At 51.4% G+C, this 18,413-nt stretch carries 15 protein-coding genes; 8 read left to right on the top strand and 7 right to left on the bottom strand.

Annotated features, from left to right (window positions below; genetic code table 11):
- Positions 1–76: 76 nt before the first annotated feature.
- From ACZ52Z_RS02675 to ACZ52Z_RS02640, 8 genes are all read left to right on the top strand, one after another.
- Positions 77–640 carry a lipid-binding SYLF domain-containing protein gene (locus ACZ52Z_RS02675; RefSeq protein ID WP_464269219.1) on the top strand — a complete coding sequence of 188 codons (564 nt, stop codon included), beginning with the start codon at positions 77–79 and terminating at the stop codon, positions 638–640.
- 82 nt (positions 641–722) lie between these two features.
- Positions 723–1,844 (top strand): MlaE family ABC transporter permease, encoded by a 1,122-nt coding sequence (locus tag ACZ52Z_RS02670; RefSeq protein WP_464269218.1) that lies wholly within the window; start codon positions 723–725, stop codon positions 1,842–1,844.
- Positions 1,845–1,862: 18 nt separating this feature from the next.
- Positions 1,863–2,630 (top strand): ABC transporter ATP-binding protein, encoded by a 768-nt coding sequence (locus tag ACZ52Z_RS02665; RefSeq protein WP_464269217.1) that lies wholly within the window; start codon positions 1,863–1,865, stop codon positions 2,628–2,630.
- Complete coding sequence (locus ACZ52Z_RS02660; protein WP_464269216.1) at positions 2,627–3,634, top strand: MlaD family protein; 1,008 nt, start codon at positions 2,627–2,629, stop codon at positions 3,632–3,634. Before ACZ52Z_RS02665 ends, ACZ52Z_RS02660 begins: the two co-directional genes overlap by 4 nt.
- Complete coding sequence (locus ACZ52Z_RS02655) at positions 3,631–4,254, top strand: PqiC family protein (protein ID WP_464269215.1); 624 nt, start codon at positions 3,631–3,633, stop codon at positions 4,252–4,254. Before ACZ52Z_RS02660 ends, ACZ52Z_RS02655 begins: the two co-directional genes overlap by 4 nt.
- Positions 4,251–4,742 carry a DUF3124 domain-containing protein gene (locus tag ACZ52Z_RS02650; protein ID WP_464269214.1) on the top strand — a complete coding sequence of 164 codons (492 nt, stop codon included), beginning with the start codon at positions 4,251–4,253 and terminating at the stop codon, positions 4,740–4,742. Before ACZ52Z_RS02655 ends, ACZ52Z_RS02650 begins: the two co-directional genes overlap by 4 nt.
- Before the next feature lie 19 nt (positions 4,743–4,761).
- Complete coding sequence (locus ACZ52Z_RS02645; RefSeq protein WP_464269213.1) at positions 4,762–5,577, top strand: ABC transporter substrate-binding protein; 816 nt, start codon at positions 4,762–4,764, stop codon at positions 5,575–5,577.
- A gap of 158 nt (positions 5,578–5,735) precedes the next feature.
- Entirely contained in the window at positions 5,736–7,334 is a 1,599-nt protein-coding gene (locus tag ACZ52Z_RS02640; protein ID WP_464269212.1) for an AlbA family DNA-binding domain-containing protein, read from the top strand.
- Here the strand turns inward: ACZ52Z_RS02640 and ACZ52Z_RS02635 are convergent.
- Genes ACZ52Z_RS02635 through ACZ52Z_RS02605 form a run of 7 tightly spaced genes read right to left on the bottom strand, consistent with a single transcriptional unit; the run spans position 7,314 to position 18,390 of the window.
- Complete coding sequence (locus ACZ52Z_RS02635) at positions 7,314–9,155, bottom strand: ABC transporter ATP-binding protein (RefSeq protein WP_464269211.1); 1,842 nt, start codon at positions 9,153–9,155, stop codon at positions 7,314–7,316. The genes ACZ52Z_RS02640 and ACZ52Z_RS02635 overlap by 21 nt on opposite strands.
- Positions 9,148–10,908, bottom strand: coding sequence for an ABC transporter ATP-binding protein (locus ACZ52Z_RS02630; RefSeq protein WP_464269210.1), 1,761 nt, complete (start codon positions 10,906–10,908; stop codon positions 9,148–9,150). The genes ACZ52Z_RS02635 and ACZ52Z_RS02630 overlap by 8 nt, the downstream gene beginning before the upstream one ends.
- On the bottom strand, positions 10,905–11,912 hold the full coding sequence (locus tag ACZ52Z_RS02625; protein ID WP_464269209.1) for a hypothetical protein: 1,008 nt from the start codon (positions 11,910–11,912) through the stop codon (positions 10,905–10,907). The genes ACZ52Z_RS02630 and ACZ52Z_RS02625 overlap by 4 nt, the downstream gene beginning before the upstream one ends.
- A 38-nt stretch (positions 11,913–11,950) precedes the next feature.
- A complete protein-coding gene (locus ACZ52Z_RS02620) occupies positions 11,951–13,930 on the bottom strand; it encodes an ATP-binding response regulator (protein WP_464269208.1) in 1,980 nt (659 codons plus the stop codon).
- Positions 13,923–14,291 (bottom strand): response regulator, encoded by a 369-nt coding sequence (locus ACZ52Z_RS02615; RefSeq protein ID WP_464269207.1) that lies wholly within the window; start codon positions 14,289–14,291, stop codon positions 13,923–13,925. The genes ACZ52Z_RS02620 and ACZ52Z_RS02615 overlap by 8 nt, the downstream gene beginning before the upstream one ends.
- Positions 14,288–16,027, bottom strand: coding sequence for a hybrid sensor histidine kinase/response regulator (locus ACZ52Z_RS02610; RefSeq protein WP_464269206.1), 1,740 nt, complete (start codon positions 16,025–16,027; stop codon positions 14,288–14,290). The genes ACZ52Z_RS02615 and ACZ52Z_RS02610 overlap by 4 nt, the downstream gene beginning before the upstream one ends.
- Positions 16,024–18,390 (bottom strand): gluconeogenesis factor YvcK family protein, encoded by a 2,367-nt coding sequence (locus ACZ52Z_RS02605; RefSeq protein WP_464269205.1) that lies wholly within the window; start codon positions 18,388–18,390, stop codon positions 16,024–16,026. The genes ACZ52Z_RS02610 and ACZ52Z_RS02605 overlap by 4 nt, the downstream gene beginning before the upstream one ends.
- Positions 18,391–18,413 lie beyond the last annotated feature (23 nt).

Genomic DNA, 18,413 nt, shown 5'->3' with positions numbered 1-18,413 from the left:
TGCTAATGGCTTGTGCTCCGATTTCGGGCAGCCACAGGATCTTGTTGCGAAAAGCACAACCGTACTGCAGAGTTTTATGGCTGATCCCAATATGCAGTGGTTTCACCAAAACGTCTCCAAAGCCCGCGGTGTTTTTATCGTTCCTCAAATGCTGCGGGGCGGCTTTATCGTCGGCGGATCAGGAGGAAGCGGAGTACTGTTGAACCAGAATTTTCGTACCGCCGAGTGGAGTTCTCCGGCGTTCTATACCATGGGCTCTGTATCCATTGGCCTACAGATAGGTGCTGACGCTTCAGAAATAATCCTGATGATCATGACCGAAAAGGGAATTGAAGCTATGCTCTCCACCGAATTCAAGCTTGGAGGGGATGTATCCGTTGCCGCCGGTCCGGTGGGAAAAACGGCAAAAGCGCAAACTGCAGATATCCTCGCTTTTGGACGATCCAAGGGCGTCTTTGGTGGTGTAAGCATTGAGGGCGCAGTCATCACCCCCCGCGATTCCTGGAACCAAAGCTACTATGGGAAGCCTGTCGCCCCGGTTGATATCCTGATCAACCAGAGTGTGCACAACCCGGGTGCTGATCCCTTACGTCAGTTGTTACCCCAGGGACGAAGCTCTGGCAAACCCCTTGGCAGCTGACCGGTGGGGTGTGAATCTCTCCCCTTCCTGCCGTGTCTGTGCGAGATACTGTTGGTGCAAACCGATGCTATATCAATAAACCATGCCGGAAACAGCTCCCCCTCGCTTTACATGTGAAGTCTCTGCATCGGATCAACTCCTGCTTACCCTTACCGGGCAGTGGACTCTGGATGCTGATCTGCCGGATATCAAACCGCTGCGCGAGCGTCTCGACCGGCATATTCAGGTCGTAAGGTTTAACTGTCAAGACCTGCAGCAGTGGGACACCCTGCTGCTGCTCTTTGTGCACAGGGTAGAGCAACTTTGCCGGCAGCACCATATTACGATTGATCTCCGCCAACTTCCTCAAGGGACGCGTACACTGGTGGATATGGCATCAAGAGTTCCTCCCCGCACGCCACCCGCCTCAAAAACCACCCCATCTCCTCTTGCACGGATTGGGCAGGGAGCAATCAACTCGTATGAACAAGGGAGGCAGCTGGCTACTTTTACCGGAGAAATCAGCCTTGCATGCGCAGAACTGCTTCGCGGCAGGGCGCCTTTTCCCTTCCGAAATTTTTTTTATTTTCTCCAATCTGCAGGCGCCGCAGCCCTGCCCATCGTCTCCTTGATCTCCTTTCTTGTTGGAATTATTCTTGCCTTCGTAGGGGCGGTACAATTACAGATGTTCGGAGCGCAAATCTATGTCGCCAACCTGGTCGGTCTCGCCATGGTAATGGAGATGGGCGCCATGATGAGTGGCGTCATCATGGCCGGCAGAACCGGCGCGGCCTATGCGGCCCAGCTGGGCACCATGCAGGTTAATGAAGAGATAGATGCGCTGCGCACGCTTGGCATTTCACCGGTTGGCTATCTCGTCCTCCCACGTATGCTGGCGTTGATGTTGATGATGCCGTTGCTCTGCATCTATGCCGACATCATCGGCATTTTAGGAGGTGCCTTTATCGGAGTGGTCATGCTTGACTTATCCCTGACCGAATATTTTCTCAATACCCAGAAGGCGATCACCCTTGACCAATGCTTTCAGGGGGTGATTAAGAGCTGTGTTTACGGAGTGCTGGTGGGTTATGCCGGGTGTCTGCGAGGACTGCAATGTGGGCGAAGTGCAGCAGCCGTGGGCGTGGCGACCACCTCGGCCGTGGTAACAGGCATCGTCCTGATCATTATTGCAGATGCCCTCTTAACCTTTCTCTTTCATTCCTGAGGGCAGACGAAAAAAACCATGGAACCGGCAATTACCGTCAACAACCTGACCATGGCCTATGGCGATTTCATTCTCCAGGAAAAATTAAATTTTGTTGTCAACAAGGGCGATATCTTTGTTATCATGGGCGGAAGTGGTTGCGGAAAATCCACCCTTCTCCGCCACATGATCGGATTGAAACGGCCAGCGCGTGGTGAAGTCTTTTACGGCTCCACGAATTTCTGGGAACTTGCCGAAGAAGAGCGGGCTGTGGTGCTGCGAGACACAGGAATTCTCTATCAGTCAGGAGCGCTCTGGAGTTCCATGACCCTGGGCGAAAACATTGCCCTCCCGCTGCAACGCTATAGCCGACTCTCCGCGCCCCTGGTCACTGAAGTGGTCAGATATAAGTTGGCCCTGGTCGGCCTCGCCGGATACGAAACCTATTACCCTGCGGAGTTATCAGGGGGAATGCGCAAAAGGGCTGCTCTCGCCAGGGCAATCGCCCTGGACCCGGCCTATCTGTTTTTTGATGAACCTTCGGCAGGGCTGGACCCCATCAGTGCAAAAAACCTCGACGAGCTTATTGTTGAAATTCGGGACAGCCTGGGAGCAACGGTCATTATCGTTACTCATGAACTCGCATCCATCTTCGCCATTGCGACCAACTCGGTATTTCTTGACAGCGAAGCACGAACCATGCTGGCCACTGGAAATCCCCACGACCTGGTGCACAGTGAAAAAGATGGCAAAGTCATCGATTTTCTCACCCGCGGAACTGGGCACAGAGGAGATATCGACCAGTGAGTAAACATGCCAACCCCACCATTATCGGCACCTTCGTTATCACAGCCTGTGCCCTGGCTCTTGCTGCCATCATGGTTCTAGGCAATGTCACCCTCCAGGAAAAAGCGTACCAATGCATCCTCTATTTCCCCGGCTCCCTGCACGGACTCGATCCGGGTGCCCCGGTAACCATGCGTGGGGTGCAGATCGGAAAAGTCAAGGACATCAGTGTAGTCTATGACCCAGAAGCAAACAGTTTTGTCATCCCGGTCCACATTGAAATCACCGAAAAGTCAACAGAGGATATGCCTTCTGCCCATTTTGCCACTACCAGAGAAACAGCCGTCCAGCTCATTGAAAAAGGACTGCGGGCTACACTGAAAATGCGCAGCATCGTCACCGGAAAGCTCTACATTGACCTGGCTTTTTACCCGGACACACCCGTTAACCTCCGCGGGAAAAACAGTGACGGAGGGCTGCTGGAAATTCCGACCCTGCCTTCAGGCCTTGAGCAATTCACGCAGGCAATAACCGACTTGCCGATCAATGAACTGATAGAAAAAATCTCCACTGTCCTTGAAGGCATGGATCATCTCCTCAATTCAAGCCAAAGCAGGGAAGGGCTCACCCATCTTGCGTCTGCCGTTACCCGGCTTGACGATATACTGAGCGAAGCACAGCCTGCTCTTCCGGAAGCCTATAAGCAACTGCAACAGGGATTAGAGGCCTTTGCCCGACTCGCTAATGATGCAACGACGCTACTCTCTTCTGCTGAACGTTCTCTGGAGCCGACTGCACAACGTCTTGACACAACCCTTGCCGGTATCGACGAGGCCATAGCGGCCATTATCACCACCCTTGAAGACATGCAGGCGCTGGTTGGCGAAGATTCTGATCTCGCCTATGACGCAGGCAGGCTTGTCCGGGAGATTGAAGCAGCAGCTCGCTCAACCCGGCTGCTTGTCGAGTACCTTATGCAATATCCAGATTCTTTCATCTTCGGAAAACCAACAACTGTTCCATGAAGCACCGAGGAAAACAATATCTCCTGTTCCTTATCCTTTCACTGATGCTCTCCGGCTGCATTCGCTCAACAGGTAGGGTTCACCTCTATTCTCTGGCAGTGATGCCTCCCCCCTCTCCGGAAGAGCATGCCAGGTCTTTTTTCCCCATGACTGTCCTGTTGCCTGTTCATTTACCGCAACGACTGGACCGAAAGGGAATGTACACCCGCCCCTCTCCCGAAAAAGCGGTGGTTTCGGTCTCTCACCTCTGGAGCGCGCCCCTCGGTGTACAACTTACCGCAACTCTGGGTGATAATATTTCCCAGTTATTAAACACCTCCAGTATTGTTGTTTCGCCCGGACCGCGGTATGCAACTTTCCACTATTCCATCGAGGTGGACATCCAGGAATTCTCCCCCCTGAACGACACCTTTGTTCTGCGTTCCGTGTGGACGGTCAATAATGTGTCTGAAAACAGCATATGGAAAAGAGCCGCTTTTTCGGCCACTTTTCCTACCACTGCTGGAGATTACAGCGCGCATGCCGTTGCTGCATCAATGGCGGTAGAACAACTGAGCAGAGAGATTGCACTCTATTTGTCATCCATTGATTCCTTTTCTGCAGAGAGGCACCAACCATGAAAACGTATATCTGGACCATCTCCCTCTTTCTCACTACCCTGCTCCTGCTATCCTCCGCATCGACGACCTCTGCTGAGGCGGTGAACCTGTGGCGGGAACAAACGGTCTATGTCCCTCTGTATTCCCATATTTATGCTGATGAGCGTTTTCGCAATAAACCATTTCTGCTCACCGCCACCCTCTCCATTCGCAACACTGACCCTGATCAATCACTCACTCTGCGAAGTGTAAAATACTATGACTCCACCGGGAATCTGCTCCAGGCTTATCTCGATCAGCCATTGACCATAGGACCGCTCGGCTCGACCCGCTATATCGTTGAGGAATCTGAGACCAAGGGCGGCTCCGGAGCAAAGTTTCTTGTCGTATGGGATGCACCAAAAGCGATTACCGAACCAATCATTGAATCGATTATGATCGGGACAAAAATGCAGCAAGGCATTTCCTTTATCTCTCGCGGAAGAGTCATCAAAGGAAAAACCCAATAACCTCCTCCACAACTTTATTATGCGCCACTCTCCTCTCTTTCTTCTTTTTGTCGGCTGGATTCTCCTGTTGGCAGGGTGCACCCAGCCTTCCCCCACCGCTTCCCCGGTTGACGATGCGGCTGCTTCATCACTGCGGGTGGGTATCTCAACAAACTCGCCGCCAATGGCTTTTCGCAGCAGGGGAAAGGTCACCGGCCTGGAGGCAGAGCTCGCCGCAGGATTGGCCCGGTATGCTGCAAAAGAGCTCACTTTTGTCGAACTCGACTGGGAAGAGCAGATACCTGCTCTCCTTGCCGGCAAGATCGACATTATCATGTCAGCAATGACCATTACCGCTGCCCGCAGTTACCGTATCAGCTTCTGCGAGCCCTACCTGGTCTCCGGCCAGATAGTGCTTGTCCGGCGCAACGAAGTACAACGCTACCAGGGAGGATTGCCCTCTCTTCTCCCCCAGCACGTGCGGGTTGGAACCATCGCCGGCACCACTGGCGACCTCTTAATAGAGACCAACAAGGCCGGTGGCAGCCAATTTCAATACCCGACGTCGCTCAAAGCAGTGAAAGCGCTGCAGGAAAACACCATTGATGCCCTGGTGTATGACCTGCCCGGCAACCTGTATTTTGCCTCACGCTACGCTCAGGATCTTGCACCTGTACTGGTGCCCATGACCAGTGAAAAAATCGCCTGGTCGGTACATCCCCAGAACCGCGCGCTGCTGCAAACAGCAAACAGGTACCTTGAAACGATTCGCAAGGACGGCAGCCTTCAAAAAGCCGTTGAACATTGGATCCCGTTTTACTCTCGTCTGTTTGATCGATCCGGCAGTCAAAGCTGACGACAGAACCGGATGAAGCCAAACACCGATTCGACCTGAAAAACCGTTGCCAGCACTTTGTTCAGAGCGTTGGTCCTGGCGGCGTTATGAGCGGACAACATGCTCCTCTACGGCGCAGCATCCGTGCCCCTTCCCTTTCTTATCATTCCCCATGTGTTATGAATATACTCCGTCGATATCTCAAATTCTTCGTACCGGTGGCAAGTTTTGTCTTCATCTTCATCGCTATCAATACTTATCAGTACTTGAAGGTCAAACAAACCATCAGCACCAGCCTCATTACCACAGCAGGCAAAGCAGAACTCACAGAGATGCGATCTTTCTTCACCAAAGTGAAGTCTCAGCTCAATATAGTCAAGGACTGGGGAAAAAACGGTGTTCTCGATATCAAGGATACGGCAGACCTGAATAAAAAGTTCATGCCATTCTTCAGTCACCAGGAGTATTTCAGCGGAGTGTTGCTTGCAAACAGTGCTGGCGAAGAATACCTGCTGATAAAAGAATCATCCGCTCTGGTGAGCAGAAGGACCACGCAAACCAACAATGGGTCCGTCTTTGAGTTTACCCAATGGGCATCCCCGGAGGAGGCGGTTAAAAAATGGAAGGAGTCCACCATCTATGATCCCCGCAACAGGCCATGGTTTCGTGGGGACACAACCGGCAATGGAATGTTTCTCTCGGGAGTGTATTCCTTCCACCATACGCAGAAACCCGGTATTACCGCCTCTATTGCATGGGATTCGGGAAACACCCATCTCCATACCCATGTGTTTGCCATCGATTTCCTGCTTGATGATATCCAAGCGTTGATGGACAGCGTGAATACCACCACCTCAACGGTACTCTTTTTAGTCAACGCGCAGACCGGCGCCCATATTCTCGGCAACTCCTCGCCTACAAGTACAGCCCCACTCGCCCATACCGTTCACGATCCAACCGTTATTCCGCAAATAATCACTACCTGGAAAAAGGAGGGCAGCCCCCGTGCACAAGCGATTCATCACCACGCCGCCAACAAGAATTGGCTGGCTTCCTTTCAACCTCTTTTTCCAGGAGACGACAATACCTGGATTGGCGTGCTGGCCACCGAACAGGCTCTCCTGGGGGAGCTTGACCGAAAACTATTTACCATTGACCTGTTCGATGTAGGGATAGCCCTGACTGCCGCTCTCGTTTTATCTCTGGTGTTGTGGCAAACCGGTCTCCTTAGTCGGGCATCCTCCACCTCTTCTCCTGTGCAGCGCTTCATGGCTTACCTGGCTGCCGGTGAAGGACCAGGGGTTGAATATAAATCCACGCTCCGCAAAAACATCCGCACCGGTAAGCAGGGAAAGGAGATTGAGCTGGCGTGGCTGAAAGCCGTGGTGGCATTTCTCAACAGTAAGGGCGGCGCGGTACTGATCGGTGTTGATGACAACGGAACACTACAGGGACTGGATGCCGACGAATTTGAAAACGAAGATAAACTGCTGCTACATGTCAAGAACCTTGTCAACCAGCATATTGGTGCTGAATTTTCTGCGCTTATCAGTACCAACCTGGTGACGATGGAGAACAACAGGGCGCTGATGATCGAGGTGCATGCGGCCGAAACACCGGTCTTTTTACGCATCGGAAAAAATGAGGAATTTTACATCCGCTCCGGTCCTTCCTCAATGCGCCTGTCGCCCAGCCAAATGGTGGATTTTGTCCTCCGCCATTACGGGAAAGGCAAGAACAAAAAACGGGATCAGTCCTCACACCAATCCAACGGATGATGCCTCATCCTGCTTATGCTCCAATTCCTGGTCATAGGCGAGGAATGTACTATAGATACCATTGGCGGCTACCAGCTCCTCATGGGTTCCCTGTTCGGCAATCCGTCCCTCATGCAGGACAACGATTCGATCAACCTGACGGATGGTGGAAAGCCGATGGGCAATGATGAGGGACGTTCTCTTGCGAAAGGAGACAGCCACCGCCTGCTCAAGCAATTTTTCGGACTCGACATCGATGGAAGAAGTAGCCTCATCCAAAACAAGGATCATCGGGTCCCTGTAGAGCGCCCGCACAAAAGAGAGTAATTGCTTTTCCCCCACTGAAAGGTCTTTGACATCTTCACCAATAACCGTTTGTAGCCCTTTAGGGAGTTTATCGATAAACGGCTGCAGCCCGGTTCGTCGGAGGATAGCCTGCAGGCGCTGTTCATCATGGGCATGATCGAGGACGATGTTGGCCAGAACAGTATCCTCATAGATGTATATATCCTGCATGATAATTCCCACATGGTTGCGAAGCTCATGCAGGGGAATCGTTCGAATATCCTGCTGGCCAACGATAATGCGCCCCTGGTCCGGGTCATAAAACCTGGTCAGCAGATGAATGAGGGTTGATTTGCCGGCACCGGTGGCCCCGACCAATGCTACGGACTCGCCGTTTCGGATTCGCAGATCAATTCCCTGCAGCACCGGTTCCTCAGGGCTATAGCCAAACCATACATGATCAAAGTGGATATCACCCTGCCGCAGGGGCGTTGCAGCCGTTTTCCCCTGCGTCGATTCACTGGAGAGCGTGCGCGGCGGGGTGTCCAACAGGTGAAAAATTCTCTCTGCCGAAGCCATTGCTGACTGGACAATGGAATATTTCTGCGCCAGTTCGCGCAACGGTTGGAAAAACAGGCGCATATAGGAGAGAAAGGCCACCAGCTCACCCAAGGTTAACTGGTCCCGGAGGATTTCACCGCCTCCGTACCATAGGATAAGGGCAACCGCTGTTGAACTCATCAAATCGGTAAGCGGCATGAACGCAGCAAACAGCCTAATCTGACTTAGGTTTCTGGTGAGGTATTCATCCGTCTCTTCGACGTACTTTTCTCTGCTTGCCTCCTGCTTGTTGAACACCTGAATGATATTCATTGATGTCAGCGATTCAGCCAAAAAACCGTTGAGCAGGGAAAGTTGGCTGCGTATCCGACGAAATTTTTCCCGGGCAAGCCTGGAAAAATACGCGGTCATCCACAATGCCAGGGGAACAAAGACCGACATCACCAGGGCCAGCCGCGCATTCATGGCAAAGAGCACGCAAAAAATCCCTGCAAGCTTGAGCACATCATTGAACAGAGTAACCATGACCGAGGTGAACATTTCATGCATGTTCTGCACGTCATTGGTCAACCTGGTCACCAGTCGTCCGACCTTCTGCTCTTTGAAAAAGTACATATCCAGACCGAGGATATGGTCAAACAAAGTCTGCCGCAGTCGATTCATGATCGACTGGCCGACCCACTCAAGCAATACTGTCTGGACAAACGTGCCGCAAAAGGCAAGTATCACCAACGCGCCATAGAAAAAAACAATCTTTCCGAGACCATGCAATCGCTCAGACAGCTCAACGCTTTCCAGAGGAGTGATGTAGGAGTCTATGGCAATCTGCATCAATTTAGGCAGCATCAACCCAGCTGCCGTTATGAGCAGCGAAAGAGCGAGTGCGATCACCAGGTAGAGAGCGTAATCCCTGCAGTAACCGAGGATCCTTCCCCACATGCGCAGGTCCCCTACATTTCCCTGATGCCCCTCTTCGGAGTAGCCGTAATTATGCATCTGCCTTCTGCTTGTGGATCATTGTACGATAGAAAGCATGATGAAGCAGGTCGGCATGGGTGCCCTCTGCGGCAATCCTTCCGTCTTCGAGGATAAGGATCCTGTCGGCCAACTGCAGCACATTCAGTCGATGGGAAACGATGACCACTGTCTTGAGGGCTGTTGCCGTGAGCAGTCCCTGCAACACCTCCTGCTCGGTCTCCACATCAATAGCGTTGAGTCCATCATCAATGAGAAGAAACGGTCGATTGCAGAGCAACGCGCGAGCCAGGGCAAGACGCTGCCTCTGCCCACCGGAGAGTTTGACTCCCCGTTCACCAACAAGCGTATCATAACCTTTGGGAAGACGCATAATCTCCGTATGGAAGGCCGCTGCCTTTGCTGCCTGTATAATCTCTTCCCTTTCAGCATCGGCAACCCCAAAGGCAATATTGCCGGCAATGGTGTCGGAAAAAAGGGTGGCCTCCTGAGGAACATACGCGATGTGCGCTCGTAGGGCGTCTACCGGGAGATCATTGACATCCTGTCCATTAAAAAATAACGACTGTTGTTTAACCGGGTAAATACGAAGCAGCAGTTTGCACAGGGTCGATTTGCCAGACCCGGTTTTTCCGGTCATTCCCAATACCCCCGGCTCAATGTCAAGGGTGATATCGGTCAAGACCTGTCTGTTGGTGCCAGGGTAGGAAAAACTGAGGTTTTGCAGTCGATATTCCACCTGGGTCACCGGCAAAGTCAGTTCGCAGGTTCCATCGGTGATAATTGGCCGTTCGCTGAGCAGCCGGTGGATTCGCCGAAGCGATGTTGCGCCCCGTTGAACAATATTTGCAACCCAGCCCACGGCCATCATCGGCCAGATAAGCATCTGCATATAGGTGACAAAGGCTACAAATTCACCGATGGTAATCACTCCCGTCATGACCTGCCTGCCTCCGAAATACAGCACCAGGAGCATTCCGGTATTGCCAATCAGGGTTGACAACGGAAACAGGGCACCCTGGACCACGGCAACGTTGAGATTGCTCCGCACGTATTGGTTGCCCAATTTTGCAAAGCGCTGCCCTTGAAAACGTTCAAGGGTATAGCCCTGTATCAACTGAATGGAGGCAAGGGTGGTGCGGGCAAATTCCGTGAGCAGTGAAAACTGCTCCTGAACCAGATTGAAGCGATGATGCAGCCTGGCTGATAGTATCCTGGTGGAGACAGCCAGCAAGGGCATCGGCAAGAGAGCAATTACCGTCAACCGTGGACTGATGGCAACCATGAAGCCGATACCGGCAACAGTCATGACCAAGGCATCGACAGCCGCAACGAGCCCCATGCCACAGGCCATCTGGATGGCATTGAGATCATTACTGGCATGGGCCATGAGGTCACCGGTTTTCCAACGTTCAAAAAAAGGTTGATCCATCCGGAGAATATGAGCAAAGAGCCGATCTCTTATGCTTTTCTCAAGTATTCTGGAAAACCCGATGATCAGCAACCGCCATACAAAACGCAACAGGACCACGCACAACGCAGCGCCGATAATGGCAGCGCCCAATCCAAGAAGCGAAACACGGGAAGCGCTCCCCTGGGCAAGAGCATCGACACCGAATCGTATGAACTTTGGAATGATGAGTTGGATCAGGTCGACACAGACCAATGCGAAAAAGCCGAGGAGCAACCGCTGCCTATACTGCAAAAAGAGCGGTACAAGCATGGTAAGGATTCTGCCGATACCAACAGGCTTGTCCGGACCGGCTGCGCTCATGGACGTGACTTGAGTAATTCGTTGTACGCTGCCGTCAATTTGACAAACTGATCGTGATCGCCGCCTTTATCCGGATGGAGAATATGTGCTTTTTTACGATAAAGAGCAGTGAGTTCCTTTTTGGACAAAGCGGCGAATTGCTCACGACTCAGCCCAAAGGCCGCAGCGGCTTCCGAGAGATTCATCCTCTGTGCAACCGGCTGCGGACGATGTCCTCGGAATCTCTGCCGACGATGCCGTCCACCAAGGGTGTTCCACAGAAGATCGCCCTCTTCTGCAAGATCGAAAAACATGAACAGATAGCGCAGCAGATACGGGGAAGAGGCACCTTCAGTTTCGTATCCTGCCCAAAAATCAGTATCTTGATCAAGCCGACAATATTCCTGCAAGAAATACTCGTCGACCTGCTGTTGATCGAGAGCTGAGGGTATGGAGCGGGTCAACTTTTCAGGAAAAAATCGCTGCAGGTCAAAAATGGTAAAAAGATAGCGCTTATATTCTCCAGGACGCAGGTCCATCTCCCTTTGCATGATCAGCTGCTCGATTTCATCTCGTGACTTATGGAGCAGCACTTTAAACAGTGGTGGGGATTTATCGAGGAGGTCGGGGGAACAGTGACCAAAACGAAGGAAATGAACCCTGCGGCGATCCATGATATGCGTCGTGGCAAGAGCCTCTTTTCTCAAAGCCGCTGACATCGGCCGCCAGTGCCGATACTTATGGCGGTTAATAAAGGGCTCCAGCTTATAACGGATATACTCGTCAAGAAATGGAAAAAACAGCTCCTCAAGTTCGCGCTCATTGAACTTGACCCCAAGGGTTTGCAAGTGGGTGAGCAGCGCCGGGTCGATCTCATAGTGCACATCACCGGTATAGACAATATGCGATGCCGGGTGGGAGCCGAGATCGAGCAGATCACGGGATTTAAAGATACCGCCCTCCTGGAACGACTGCCGTAGGATGTAATGGGTAGCTCCAGCAGTGTTTTTCCGTGCAAAATACATAGACTGTGGTCGTGCCCTGTAGCGTGTGTGCAGCACCTTTATTTTTTCATCAAAACAAAACGATGAATCAAGTCTTCAACGGTATCAAGGGAAAATGGTTTGGCCAGTGCCGCGGCAAATCCGTACTGCGAATAATTGATCATGATTTCGTTGCCGGCGTCGCCGCTGATAAGGATGATTTTCGACGCTGGGTTACAGGCGAGAAGCGCTTCTGCGGTCTGCAAGCCGTCCATCCCTTCACTGGTGCGCAGATCGAGTAGGGTAAGATCAAACGCTTTTCCACTCTTTTCCCCTTCCTGAAACAACTCAACAGCCGTTTCACCGGTGGTGGCAAGAGTGACCTCACACTGAAAATGTTCAAACATCTTCTTATTTATCATACGCATCATTTCGTCATCGTCCATGACCAAAATACGCGGTTTATCGGCAGTGAGTTCAATCTCCAGGTTTGTATCGGTTACCAATGCTTCGCTAACAGGAAGATACAGGTAGACGGTGCACCCCTGTCCGGGGGGGGATGCCACCCAGACCATCCCCCGGTGCTTTTTGACGATGGAATGAACGATGGTCAGGCCTAAACCCATACCTTTTTTCGCCCCCTTCTCTTTAGTGGAAAAATAGGGGTCAAAAACCTGATCGATAATTTCCGGGTCAATCCCCGGGCCGTTATCCTGGAACAGGATACGGACCAAATCACCGCTGGGCAGCGGTTGCCCGGTTTGCCCTGACTCAATTTCACCGTCAACAATATCCATTTTTATGCGAATGGTTCCTTTCCCATTCATGGCATCGACAGCATTGCTGACAAGGTTGGTCAGTACCTGGTGCATCAGCGAAGCATCCAGTCTCAGCAGGGTATCTAAACTCTTATCCTCGACGTCCAGGGATATGTCATATTCGGCAAGTTCATGCTCCAAGGTATCAGTAATAAGATCAATGAGCTTCACCCGTCTTTTATCAGGCAGATAGTTATCGGAAAAGGTAGTGAATGTGCGAATAAGCTCTGTGGTCAAATGCAGGGCCTTCCCCGCTTCCTCCAACAGATCAGCCAGCCGTTTGTCCTTTGTTTGGAAACGTGACATCTCAACATTGCCACTGATTATAGTCAACAGGTTGTTGAAATCATGAGCAATCCCCCCTGCCATAACCGACATGGCATCAATTTTCTGGATACGCTGCAACTCTTTCTCCAGTTTCTTCTGTCTTTTTTCCAGCACCTTGCGTTGGGTTATGTCCGTAAGAATACCGATAATAAAAACACTCTCCCCCTCTGCGACGGGTATAAAATTTACCACAACCTGATTGCCGGCAATCTTCACCGGTTCATCGTAACTGAACAACAGGCTTTCTATTTCACCCGTTGGCTCAAGAGCGGCTATCCAGGTTTTAACCTGCTGTTGTTCCTGCTCTGGAAACAGGGTATAAATGCGCTGGCCAAGTACCTTGGCCTCCTCGAGCCGGAAAAGACGAATAGCGGCACGGTTGGCCATCACAATTCGGCCCTCGTGATTTAACTCAACCACCCCTTCCGCCATGTTGGCGAGAATAACATCACGATGCCTTTTGCTGGTCAACAACTCTTTGGTGGTTTCACGAGGATACAGTCCTTCCAGCCCTTCTATCCCGCCAGCGCTGCCCTCGCCCGTGGCATACATCTGCAACGCGGAACAAATATGTTTCTGCATATGCGTTGCGGGTCCTTTCGCTATGCAGACGTCAGCGCCGATCTGACGGGTACGGTCATCGTCCTCCATGGCTACGCCAGAGAGTATCACCAAAAAAATGTCCTTTAATTCAGGAGTATGGCGAATTATATAGGAGAGCTTCTCGCCATCGATTTTCGGCATGATCAAGTCGGTGAAAATAATGTCCGGCTTTCTGGTCGCTATGAAGTCCAGAGCCTCAAGCCCGTTTTCAGCCGTCTGAACCTCCCACCCTTCCTTGACCAGGACTGACTCCACAATTTTACGAATAACCGGACTGTTATCAACGACGAGCGCATAGGTACGTTCACCCATTTTGGAGTAGCTCCTTAACCGCCTCTGCAAGTTCCTTGACATCAAACGGTTTGCTGAACACTTTATCGGCGCCCAATTCCTTGGCCGCGGGAAGATAGGCTTCCGGTCCGATTCTGCCCCCACCGGAGATGGCAATGATTTTCACACCTGGATACATCTCTTTAAGAGCGGTGATAGTTTCCAGCCCTTCCTGTTCCGGCATGATGAGATCTGTTATGACAAGATCAGCCTGCAGTTGCTCCTGCATACGCATGCCGGCACGCCCGTCTTCTGCCTCCACAACTTCATATCCAGACCATTCCATAACCTGGCGAAGCAGTTTCCGCATTTGCTCATCATCGTCTATGACTAAGATTCTCATACTTTTTCCCTTGAGGTATCCGGTAAAATCTCCCGTATTTCAGTTGCCAACAATCGCATATCCAGCGGCTTGGCAAGAAACCGGCAAATACCGATTGCCTGTGCCGCTTCGGGAGTGATGGGGTCACTATACCCGGAACAGAGAATCACCGGTAAATTGTGCTGATAATGTAAAGCAGCCTGGGCCAGCTGAAGCCCTGTCATTCTCGGCATGGTATGGTCTGTTATCAGCAGGTCGATATGTATTTTACCATCCTGAAAATATTGCAGCGCCTCTTCGGGGCTGGTGGCAGGTAAGACCGTGTAACCAAGATATTCAAGCATCCTTGTCCGCATAGTAACAATTTCTTCCTCATCATCAACAAAAAGGATGGTCTCCGTCCCTCCTGGCATGGCAACGACCACGTTTTCCTCGCTTGTTTCCTCCTCTTCCATCTTGGGGAAAAATATAGTGAACGCTGTTCCCTTGTCCACCGCAGACTTCACATCAATCACCCCCTCATGGTCGACAATGATGCCATGGAGCACAGCAAGGCCCATGCCACTGCCATCGCCCACTGACCGCGTGGTGAAAAAAGGATCAAATATACGCTGAACATCCTCTTCTTTGATCCCCTTTCCTGTATCCTTTACTGTAAGTACAATATAGCGGCCGGGCTGCAAATCTGGATAACGCTTCTGTTCCGCTCTTCCGGTTTCGGTTGCTCGCAGTGAGATATCAATTTCACCCACATTTCCTTCCAGGGATTGTGCCGCATTGTTGACCAGATTCATCACTACCTGCTGGATCTGTCCCGGATCGGCCATGATGAGCCCCAGGTCTTCTGCAACCGCAACGTGCATACGAATAGTCGCCGGCAGCGAAGAGCGAAGGAGTTTGCAGCTCTCCTTGACCAGCGGAGCAATATTGATCGCTTTTTTCTGGCTTGCTGACTGGCGGCTGAAAGCAAGGATCTGGGTGACCAATTCCTTAGCTCTGTTACCGGCACGTTTTATGGACTCGATATGTTCCACCACTTCCTGGTTGGTAATAGCGCTTGCGCCGGCTGGGGAAGCAGAATGGGGTTTTCCCGAATCATCCGGCAATCGGTACAGGAGCAGATCGGCATTGCCGAGAATTGCCCCGAGGATATTATTGAAGTCATGGGCTATTCCTCCGGCAAGAGTGGCAATAGCCTCCATTTTGTGGGCTTGCAGCAGCTGCCGTTCCAGCTGGCGTTGATGACTGATATCCTTTATGGAAAAAAGATACCCCTCCACGCTGTTCGTGTTGTTTATCGGGGTACAGGTAATGGAAAATACCTTGCCGAGATACGCACTCTTTATTTCCTGGGTGTTGGGGCTGTTGTTCTGCTGCCCCTTGATTAACGCACACAGGCTGCATTGCTCGTTGGAACCATCTATCAGGTGATGACAGTTTTTACCGATGATTTCTTCATCTTCGACGGAAAAGAGCTTGCGGGCGGCAGCATTGGCCCGGACTATCCGCAGCGAGGCGTCTGCGATTATCACCGGATCATCTATGACATCAAAGGTATACCGCCAATCGCAGAGAAATTGGTCAAGCAACTTTTCATGATCGGCTGCCTTTTGCTCATCGTTCACGGGTTCAGCAGGAGAGGTGGCGAAAGAGGTTTGTCCCGTGAAGAGGGCTGGTTTTATTTTTTTCAGGTAGTAAACAATGGTAAAAATCGCATATCCGGCGAGTATGGCGCACAGCCAGATCCAAAAAATCATGTTGTTCCTCCTTCTTCTGAACGCGTGAAGGGTGGCAACCGATGTTGAAAAACCTGTTCCCGGAAAAATGCAATGCTCGACTGGCGGGTGGAGAGAATACGTACTTGTTCAGGAATGAGGTCGGAAATGTCATTTTTCATAATCGACATCTTGTACTCGATGTGCGGTGCAAATCGATTGTCCAGATACCAGGCGTAAAAAAGACCGAAAAATAAACCCGGAGGGGTAAACCCTTCTTCAGCGTTGAGGACCCTGGTAAACTGGTCGGCAGTATGGGTTGCAGACTGCATCTTGCACAGGATAAGGTATGTTGCAATCTGTTCAAGTGTAAAAAAACTGGCAAGCTGCGCCGGGTCCTGCAGCGTAAGCACGAACATCTTACCGACCTTCCTTCCCTGATGACGAATTTTCACCATCTCTTTTCTCCTGGCATAGTTACCGAGCAGTGACTGTCCAAGAGCAATGAGAAAAACGATTTCAAAGCGATTAAGATCCACACTCTGATCCTGGCGAATTTTTATTTTCTGGTCAATGGGATCAAAAAAAGAACAGACGTTATCCCACTGCTGACTCCTTTTCCAGTACTCGTCGTCTATAAGCGTGATGCCGCGAAAATACTGCAGATGTTCGAAAAGTATATCCGGATGGGGCCAGATAAGTTCCACCAGCCGTTCAAGCAGCCGACCTCGTTGTTCTCCGTCCATGCTCCGTGGAGTGGAACTGTTTCCGGATATGACTTCCGTACTCAGCCCGTGCACAAGGGTACGGATTTTTTCATATCGAAAACACGGGAGATGCCTCTCCGGATAAACAGCGGGAAAGCAAAAGTCTGGAGGTGGCAGTGCAGAAGAGGCTTTCTGCTCTGCAAACACGCCATATTTCTTCATGCACCAAAGGGTCTTTATGGCCGCAGCCAGACTATCGGGATCGTGCTGTATGACTCCCCTTTCCTGAAGCTGTCTCTCCGAATAAATGCGAGCGGCAACGGTCGTTAACCCAAAGTCGTTCACTCGACCTCGGTCAAGAAAAATCGGTTCTTTTTCTTCCAAAGCGTATCGCTGGAGAATCGAGCCTGGGATATCGCGCATTTTCAATCCCAGAATATGAGTGAACAATCCTCGCACCCCATCCGGAATATTTCGCTGATAGGCACGGATCAGGTCAGATACGTGAAATTTCCTGTCTGGTGAGTCGCGGGCAGTATCGGTTTCTCCTTTCTGAACCCAGATGTTGGCCACGAGCAGCTTGAGGGCATTGCTGTTTTCGCGTATGGCTGCTGCAATTCCAGGCACCTGCAGTATGGGAATGATGGAGGTGTAGAGACTACCCGGAGCAAAGATAATGATATCAGCTTCGGTTATCAGCTGAGCGACGTCAGGTTGGAGCGAGGGTTTTCTCGAATATTCAATCAGTACCCTGTCCACCGGATACCCGCGCTTGGCGTGGCCGGATTTGTACTCGCTGGTGATGAGCACCCCGTTGTCATAGAGTATCTGGAGTTGAGATGAGGTTGTTGTACAGGGAAGCACACTGTGTTTACTGGCTCCTACCTTATACTCTAGCTGGGCCAATCCGAGCATGGTTGCAGTCCTGACAACGTGGTGGGAGGCAATCAGGTCGGTCGCCGTGAGCTGTGGGTCGAGCTCGCTGTAGATTGCAGAGGCCATGAGGAGGTTTCCCAGGCATTGCGGACGATCGAGGGTTGGCATCAGGCGCGAGTCGGTAAAGAGTTGCTCTGCCAGATCGATAAGGTAGGCACGGAGCGACGCTGGCAGGCGATCCATGAGTGCCCCGGTATCTTGCAGCAGCATTTCCGGGGACTGCGGACGTGAGATAAACCGATAATTGAATACGGCATGCAGGGTAGAAGCGACGTCCACGGCGGCACTCCTGTCGAGTCGATAGCGTCGTGCGAGCACCTCCCGGCGAATGGATGAAAGAAGGACGTGTCGCAGGTCACCCAGGGCAATTAATGGGAGATCTTTGAGCAGTTCACCGGTGGAACCGCCATCATCAGTGACACACACGACCGAATGGATAACAGGAAAAATACTTTTCAGCCCTGAAAAGGGATTTTCTCGCCAGACAGCATGTTTGGAGTCCCCGCCAATTATGTTGGATAATCCGGTTCCACCACCCAAGACAACGACTTTTGTCCTCGAAATATCAACAGCATGCACCAACTTGCGAATGACCTGGCAGGTATCACTAATTGGTGTCTGCGCAGGTGCTTTGGTTCCTTCCAGAATAAGCGAGGTCACCTTTTCCGTAAGATTGTCACCAGGGAGAAAATCAAGCGCTGTATACTGCCGGTTATCAGTAAGCTGCAGAAACCGCTCTTTCAGCGTATGCATTTGTGACATACCCTCACCGCGAAACCCGAAAA

Source organism: Desulfogranum aggregans (assembly GCF_055398265.1).
The sequence above is the reverse complement of the archived record's forward strand: the minus strand, read 5'-3'. Positions and strand labels throughout refer to the sequence as shown.